Here is a 7,843-nt window from a genome sequence, read left to right on the forward strand (position 1 = left end):
GATCTTGCCCGGTTGAACGCTCACCCGTGCAAGATCACGGCGGGGTGGAGGCGCGTGCGGGGCGCCGACCCGGTGCACCGTGCGCGGGTCAGCCGGCGAAGGCGCGCCAGCTGGCGGTCAGCCAGGGCACCGCGATGGCCAGGGTCGGCACGCCCAGCACGCACCCGGCGGCGGTGTAGGCGGCCGCGGCCAGGCCGCGGTGCGGCGGGCACCCCGTGCGCCCGTCGGTGCCGTCCGGGGTCTCGTCGGCCAGCCGGCGCACCCGCGTGACGGCGTCGGCCCCCACCCGCAGCCCGCCCTGCCCCTCCGCGCCCTCCCCGCCGCCCTCGCCGGGCGCGGAGGCCAGCTGCACGAGGGCGCGGGCCAGCGGCAGCGAACCGGTGCGGCGGCGGGCGGCGTCGTCGGCGAGCATCTCCACCAGCAGCCGCACGGTGTCCAGCGCGGTGCGCGAGGAGACCACGCGCGGGAACGCGGCGTGCAGGACGGTGAAGGCCTCCAGGACGAGGTCGTGGCGGGCGCGCAGGTGCGCCTGCTCGTGGGCCAGGACGGCGCCGACCTCCTCGGGGCTGAGCTCGCGCAGGACGGCGTCGCTGATGACCACGCGGTTGCCGCCGACGCCGGGCACGCAGTAGGCGACGCGGGCCGGGCCGGTGAGCACGCGCAGCACCCGGGCCCCGGCCTCGCCGAGCAGTGCCCGGTCCACGACCGAGGCGGCGTCGCGGTGGTGCAGCAGGTCGACCATCTCGCGGTGGTGGCGCCGGCGGCGGCGGGTGCGCACGCCCACCAGGGCGGCCACGGCCCAGAAGCGCACGGTGACGACGGCCACGAGCGCGGTGCCCAGGCCGATGAGGGTGGTCTGGGCCAGGCCGTGCCGGGCCAGGAACGGCAGGCCGGGCTGTTCGGTGAACAGCATCGTCAGCGACGACAGGCCGGCGCCCAGGGTGGCGAGCACGGCGGCCAGTGCGACGGACTGCCACAGGACCAGGGCGGCGCGCGGCACCCGCCACGTCCAGCGGGCGCGGGCGAGCAGGGCGGGCACGGGCCCGGCGAGCAGCACGGCCAGGGCGGCGAACCAGAAGGCGGTCACCGCCGGCTCACCGCCCCTCGCCCGGTGCCCGCGCGGGGCGCCGGCGCGCTCTCACGGAGCGGGGGCGGTCTCTCCCCCGCGCGGCGCCCCCTGGGACAGCGCGTCCAGCGCCTCGCGCAGGGCGGCCGCTTCGGCCGGTGAGACGCCACCGACGAAGTGCACCAGGGCGGCCTGGCGGGTGTCCACGGCCTCGACGTCGCCGAGGGCGTCGAGCATGAGGCCGGCGACCATCTGCTCGCGGCTGGCGGCGGGGCTGTAGCGGAAGGCGCGGCCCTCGCGCTGCTGGCGCACGACGCCCTTCTTGGCGAGGCGGTCCAGGACCGTCATGACGGTGGTGTAGGCGATCTTGCGGTGGGCGGCGAGCTGCTCGTGGACCTCTCGCACGGTCAGCGGGATGCCCGCCGACCACAACCGGTCCATGACGTCGCGCTCGAGCTCTCCCAGTGCCACGAGGGCATGGTACGCGAGCGGGTGTGACGAACGCGACCCGTCGTACTACCTCCTGTCGTAGAAATCCGGGACCGACGGACCTATCCTGGACACATCTACGACAGCACGTAGTTGACGGCGCGCCGCGGCGGGCCGCCTCCCTCCGAGACCACCGAGGCACCCGCGTGGACACCGAGCTCCTGACCCGGCTGCAGTTCGCCGTCACGACGCTCTACCACTACCTGTTCGTCCCCCTCTCGATCAGCCTGTCGCTGTTCGCCGCGCTGCTGCAGACCGCCTCGGCGGTGCTCGCCCGGCGCGGCGCCGCCGAGCGCGCCGGCACCTTCGGCCGCCTGGCGCTGCTGACCGGCAAGCTGCTCATGATCACCTTCGCCGTCGGCGTGGTCACCGGCCTGGTGCAGGAGTTCCAGTTCGGGCTGTCCTGGAGCGAGTTCGCGCGCTTCTACGGCGACGTCTTCGGCCCCACCCTGGCCGTGGAGGGCATGCTCGCCTTCTTCCTGGAGGCGACCTTCCTGGGCCTGTGGTGGTTCGGGCGCGACCGGCTGCCCGGCGCGGTGCACCTGGCCACCATCTGGGTGGTGGCGCTCGGCACGACGATCTCCGCGTTCGTCATCCTCGCCGCGAACTCCTTCATGCAGAACCCGGTCGCCTACACGATCGACGAGGCCACCGGCCGCGCCCGCCTGGGCAGCTTCCGGGACCTGCTGCTCAACGAGGTGAACCTCGCCGCGTTCCCGCACACCCTGGCCGGGGCCGTGATGGCCGGCGGGGCGCTGGTCATGGCCGTGGGCGTGTGGCACCTGCTGCGCGGCGGCCACGAGACCGGCTCCGAGGGCTTCGCCGCCTTCCGCACCTACTCGCGCTTCGGCGCCTGGGCCACCCTGGCCGGCGGTGCGCTCACCGCCGTCACCGGTGACCTGCTGGGCAAGGTCATCACCGTCGTGCAGCCGATGAAGATGGCCGCCGCCGAGGCCCTGTACGAGACGACTACCGCGGCACCGTTCTCCATCTTCGCCTACGCCCCACCGGGATCGGACCGCCCCACGTTCAGCGTGGAGGTCCCCGGGCTGCTCTCGTTCCTGGCGAAGGGCTCCTTCACCGCCGAGGTCTCGGGGCTGAAGGAGCTGCAGGAGTCCTACGCCGCGCAGTTCGGCCCCGGCGACTACACGCCCTGGATCCCGGTGGCGTTCTGGAGCTTCCGGCTGATGATCGGGGTGGGGATGCTCGCCGCCGCCGTGGCGCTGGTGCACCTGTGGGTCACCCGCAAGGGCCGCCCGATCGCGGTGGACACCCGCCTGGCCTCCACCGTGCTGTGGTCGGTGCCGGTGCTGCCGCTGCTGCCGCTGGCGGCGAACTCCTTCGGCTGGATCTTCACCGAGACCGGCCGCCAGCCCTGGCTGGTGTTCGGCCTCTACCGCACCGCCGACGGCGTCTCCCCCGGCCTGACGGCCGGCGAGGTCGCCCTCAGCCTGATCGCCTTCACCGCCGTGTACGGCGCGCTGGCCTGGGCGTGGACCCTGCTCGTCACGCGCCTGGTGCGCGCCGGGCTGCCGGCCGCACCCGCACCGCGCGAGCGCACCGCCGAGGACGACGACGCCGACGTCGCCCTCACCTACTGACACCTGGAACTGGAGCTCTCGTGGACCTGCCCGTCATCTGGTTCGGCATCGCCGTCCTGGCCTGGGTGCTGTTCTTCGTGCTGGAGGGTTTCGACTTCGGCGTGGGGTTCCTGGGCCCCCTGCTGGGCCGCACCGACGCCGAGCGCAGCGCCGCCGTGCGCACCGTGGGTCCCGTGTGGGACGGCAACGAGGTGTGGCTGGTCGCCGCGATCGGCGTGACGTTCGCCGCGTTCCCCGACTGGTACGCCGCGCTGCTGTCGGGCCTGTACCTGCCGATGGTCGCCGTCCTGCTGCTGCTGGCGGTGCGCGGGGTGGCGATCGAGTTCCGCGGCAAGCACGACTCGGCGAGCTGGCACGCCCGCTGCGACGCCTTCCTGGCCGGCTCCTCGCTGCTGCTGGCGGCCACCTGGGGCGCGGTGCTGGGGGTGCTGGTGGACGGCCTGGCCCTGGCCGCCGACGGCGAGGTCCACGCCGGCGCCGGTGCGCTGGGCGGGCTGACCCGCTCGCTGGAGCCGATGGTCGGCCCGTGGGCGGTGCTCGGCGGCCTGGCCGGGGTGCTGCTGGCCACGGTGCACGGGGCGACGTTCCTGTCCCTTCGCACCACCGGGGTGCTGCGGGTGCGCGCCCGGCGCCTGGCGGTGGCGAGCGCCCCGGCCCTGGCCACGTGCGCGGTCGCGGTGTTCGCGGCCGCCGGCCACCCGGCCGTGGCCGCCGCCGCCGTGCTGCTGGCCGTGACCGCGCTCGCCGCGTGGCGGCGCGCGGAGGCGCTCGCCTTCACCGCCTCCAGCCTGGCCGTGGCGGTCGCGGTGGTGGCGGTCTTCACCGCCCACGTCCTGCACGGGCCGGCGGTGCTGCTGCCCAGCACCCTGGGCGCGGCCGGCGACGTCACGCTGCGGGGTGCGGCGGCCTCCGACGGCGCGCTCGAGCTGATCTCCGTGGTCGGCGTGGTCGTACTGCCCGGGGTGGTGGCGTACCAGCTGTGGTCGTACTGGGTGTTCCGCCGCCGCGTCGCCAGCGGCCACGGCACGCCGCTGGGCCGCCTCGGCGCTCCGGTGCCGGCAGCGGCGGGACGGTGACGACCCCCACGTCCCCCACCACCCCCGTTCCCGCGGAAACCATCGTTTCCGCCCCCGGAGGCGCCCCCGCTAGGGCAGAAGCCAGTGTTTCCGCCCCGACGGGGAACGCTCAGACGGCGAGCGCTCAGCGCCGCCCGCGCGGCCCGGTCGACGCGCGCCTGCTGCGGCACGCCCGCCCCGCGCGCGGCGGCATCGCGGCCGTGGCCGCCGCCGAGACGGCCGCGGCCGGGTTGCTCGTGGCGCAGGCGTTCGCGCTGGCCGACCTCGTCGTGGCGCTGTGGCGCGGTGCCGACGCCTCCCGGGCGCTGGTGCTGCTGGGCGCCGTCGTGGCCGCGCGCGCGGTGACGTCGTGGGCGGCGACCGCCCTGGCGCAGCGCACCGCCACGGCGGTGCGCGCCGACCTGACCCGCCGCGCGGGCGAGCGCGCGCTGGAACTGGGCCCGGACGGGGTGCAGCGCTTCGGCGCGGCCCGGCTCACGGCGCTGCTGGTACAGGGCCTGCCCGCCCTGGACGGCTGGTTCACCCGCTACCTGCCGGCGCTGGTGCCCGGTGCGCTGCTGCCACCGGTGGTGCTGGTGCTGCTGGCGCTGCTGGACCCCGGTTCGGCGCTGACGGTGGCGCTGACCCTGCCGCTGGTGCCGGTGTTCGCGGTGCTGCTGGGCCGCGCCACCCAGGCGCGCGCCCAACGGCGCTGGCGGGCGGCGCGCACCCTGTCGGCGCACTTCCTGGACGTGGTGCGCGGCCTGCCGACGCTGCGCGCGCACCGCCGCGCCGGGCGGCAGGTCGAGGCCGTGGCGGCGACCACGGACGCGCACCGCCGCGCCACGCTGGGCGTGCTGCGGGTGGCGTTCCTGTCGTCCACGGCGCTGGAGCTGGTGGGCACCCTGTCGGTGGGCCTGGTCGCGGTCACCGCGGGCATGCGGCTGGCCGGCGGCACCCTGGACCTGCGCACGGCGCTGCTGGTGATCCTGCTGGCGCCGGAGGCGTACCGGCCGCTGCGCGAGGTGGGTGCCCGTTTCCACGACTCCGCCGACGCGGGTGCCGTCGTCGACGACGTCGACGCGCTGCTGACCGCGCCCACCGCCTCCCGGCGCGGCGGTGACGCGCCCGGCCTGCGGCTGCGCGGGGTGCGGGTGCTGCGCGCCGACGGCACGGCCGTGGTGGGCGAGACCCGGGGCACGGACCAGGGCGGTGTGGACCTGGACGTGGCGCCGGGTGAGCTGGTCGCGCTGGCCGGGGTCAGCGGTGCGGGCAAGTCGACCCTGGCGCGGGTGGCCGCGGGCCTGCTGGTGCCCGACGCCGGTGGGGCCGGGCACCCGCTGGGGGCGGACGCGGTGGCACACCTGCCGCAGCGCCCCACGTTCCCGTTCGCCCGCACGGTCGCCGAGGCGGTGCGCGCCGGGCGCGAGGCGGGCGCGGACGAGGTGGCGCGGGCGCTGGCGATGGCCGCGGCGGCCGACCTGGACCCGGCGCGTGCGCTGGGTGAGGGCGGCAGCGGGCTGTCCGCGGGGCAGCGTCAGCGCCTGGCGCTGGCGCGCACGTTCCTGGGGGTGCTGATGGGCGCGCGGCGCCTGGTGCTGGACGAGCCGACCGCCCACCTGGACGCCGCCGCCGAGCGCGCCGTCGTCGCGACGCTGCGGCAGCTGGCGGCGCAGGGGTGCGCGGTGCTGGTGCTCGCGCACCGCCCCGCCCTGCTGGCGGCCGCGGACCGCGTCGTTCCGTTGACCCGTCCCCTCGCCGACCCCTCCCCCGCGGAAACCAGTGTTTCCGCCCCGTCGGGCACTCCCGCGAGGGCGGAAACACTGGTTTCCGCGGACGAGGGGTCCTCGGGGAGGCGGTGGGTGTTGTCGGTGCGGGCGCGCGCGGCGCTGGCCGTGGTGGCCGGGGCGGCGGCGGTGCTGGCGGGTGCGGCGCTGACCGCGACGGCGACGTGGCTGATCGTCACCGCGGCCGGCCGCCCGCCGGTGCTGACGCTGTCGGTGGCGGCCGTGGTGGTGCGCGCCAGCGCGACCGCCCGCCCGCTGCTGGTGCTCGCCGAGCGGCTGCTGTCCCACGACGCGGCGCTGTCGAAGCTGGCGCGGCGGCGTGCGGCGGTGGTGGCGGCGCTGGTGCCGCGGCTGCCGGGGCCGTTGACGCGCCGGCGCGCGGGCGGGTCCGGGGACCTGCTGGTGCAGCTGGTGCACGACGTCGACGCCCGGGTGGACGCGCTGCTGCGCTGGCGGCACCCGGTGGCGGCCACCGCGCTGGCGCTCGCCGTCGCGCTGGGCGCGGCGGCGCTGGCCGACCCGGTGCTGGCGCTGGCGGCGCTGCCGGGGCTGGTGCTGGCGGCCGTGGTGGCGCCGCTGGCCGCCGGGTGGGCGGAGCGGCGCGCCGAGGCGCACCGCGACGACGTGGCCGCCCTGGCGCAGGCGGGCACCGAGACCGCCGCCGGGGTGGAGGACCTGCTCGCCGTCGGCGCCCCGCACCCCCTGGAGCCGTTGCACCGCAGCGTGTCCCGCCTGGCCGTCGGTGAGCGCCGGCGGGCGCGGGCGGCGGCCGGCACCGCGGCCGTGCAGGCGCTGGGTGCGGGTCTGGCCGTGCTGGGCCCGGCGCTGCTCGCCGGCGGCTCGGGCGCGGGTGCGGCGTGGGCGGCCGCGGTGGTGCTGGGGGCGGCCGTGGTGGTCGAGGCCACCAGGGCCCTGCCGGACGCGGTGCGCGCCCGGCACCGCGCCGCCCAGGCCGCCCGGCGCAGCGCGGACCTGCTGAGCACCGCACCGGCCGCCACCGAACCCGCCGACCCGCGCGCGCTGCCGGCCGGCACCGGCCGGGCGCTGCGGTTGCGCGGGGTCGTGGCGGGCTGGGAGGGACCGGCGCTGCGCGGTGTCGACCTGGACCTGGCACCCGGCGAGGTCGTCGCCGTGCGGGGGGCCTCCGGCAGCGGGAAGTCGACGCTGGGGGCGGTGCTGATGCGGTTCCTGGACCTGCGCGCCGGCACGGCCGAGCTGGACGGGGTGCCGCTGGGCGAGGTCGCCGGGGACGACGTGCGCGCGGTGGTGGGCCTGGTCGCCGACGACGAGCACGTCTTCGCCACCAGCCTGCGCGAGAACCTGCTGCTGGCCGCCCCGGGTCGCGCCGACGCGGACCTGCTGGCGGTGCTGCACCGGGTGCGCCTGGGCGACTGGTTCGCGGCGCTGCCCGCGGGTCTGGACACCCGCCTGGGTGACGGCGGTGCGCCCGTCTCGGGTGGGGAGCGGCGCCGGCTGGCGATGGCGCGGGCGCTGCTGGCCGACGTGGCGGTGCTGGTGCTCGACGAGCCGAGCGAGGGGCTGGACGCCGAGACGGGCCGGGCGCTGGTGGCGGACCTGGTGGGCGCGCGAGGGGAGCGTTCGGTGCTGCTGCTGGCGCACCGCGACGAGGGCGTGGACCTGGCCGACCGGGTGCTGGAGCTGCGCGACGGGCACCTGACGGCCGTGGCGCCCCGCGCGGCGGCCTGACGGGCGCTAGCTGTACTCGGCCATCACGTTGGTGACAGGCGGCTGGTCGGGGGCTGCCCGGCCAGGGCGGAGTGGGCTCGGGTGGTGTTGTAGTGGATCAGCCAGGGACTCAGGGCCGTGGTGCGCTGGATGTTGCTG

At 77.3% G+C, this 7,843-nt stretch carries 5 protein-coding genes; 3 read left to right on the plus strand and 2 right to left on the minus strand.

Going from position 1 to position 7,843, the window contains the following annotated elements:
* Positions 1 to 88: 88 nt before the first annotated feature.
* Both ACRYM0_RS19775 and ACRYM0_RS19780 read right to left on the minus strand, forming a co-directional pair.
* Positions 89 to 1,087 carry a M56 family metallopeptidase gene (locus tag ACRYM0_RS19775; RefSeq protein WP_432507560.1) on the minus strand — a complete coding sequence of 333 codons (999 nt, stop codon included), beginning with the start codon at positions 1,085 to 1,087 and terminating at the stop codon, positions 89 to 91.
* 51 nt (positions 1,088 to 1,138) lie between these two features.
* Positions 1,139 to 1,537 carry a BlaI/MecI/CopY family transcriptional regulator gene (locus ACRYM0_RS19780; RefSeq protein ID WP_432507561.1) on the minus strand — a complete coding sequence of 133 codons (399 nt, stop codon included), beginning with the start codon at positions 1,535 to 1,537 and terminating at the stop codon, positions 1,139 to 1,141.
* A 164-nt stretch (positions 1,538 to 1,701) separates the two neighbouring features.
* Between ACRYM0_RS19780 and ACRYM0_RS19785 the strand changes: the two genes are divergently transcribed.
* The 3 genes from ACRYM0_RS19785 (at position 1,702) to cydC (ending at position 7,705) form a co-directional block, all read left to right on the plus strand.
* Entirely contained in the window at positions 1,702 to 3,156 is a 1,455-nt protein-coding gene (locus tag ACRYM0_RS19785) for a cytochrome ubiquinol oxidase subunit I (RefSeq protein WP_432507562.1), read from the plus strand.
* 20 nt (positions 3,157 to 3,176) lie between these two features.
* Entirely contained in the window at positions 3,177 to 4,232 is a 1,056-nt protein-coding gene (gene cydB / locus ACRYM0_RS19790; RefSeq protein ID WP_432507563.1) for a cytochrome d ubiquinol oxidase subunit II, read from the plus strand.
* Positions 4,233 to 4,432: 200 nt separating this feature from the next.
* A complete protein-coding gene (gene cydC / locus ACRYM0_RS19795; RefSeq protein ID WP_432507564.1) occupies positions 4,433 to 7,705 on the plus strand; it encodes a thiol reductant ABC exporter subunit CydC in 3,273 nt (1,090 codons plus the stop codon).
* Positions 7,706 to 7,843: the final 138 nt, after the last annotated feature.

Origin of the sequence: Kineococcus arenarius subsp. arenarius (assembly GCF_050871845.1) — a bacterium.
Taxonomy (GTDB): domain Bacteria; phylum Actinomycetota; class Actinomycetes; order Actinomycetales; family Kineococcaceae; genus Kineococcus.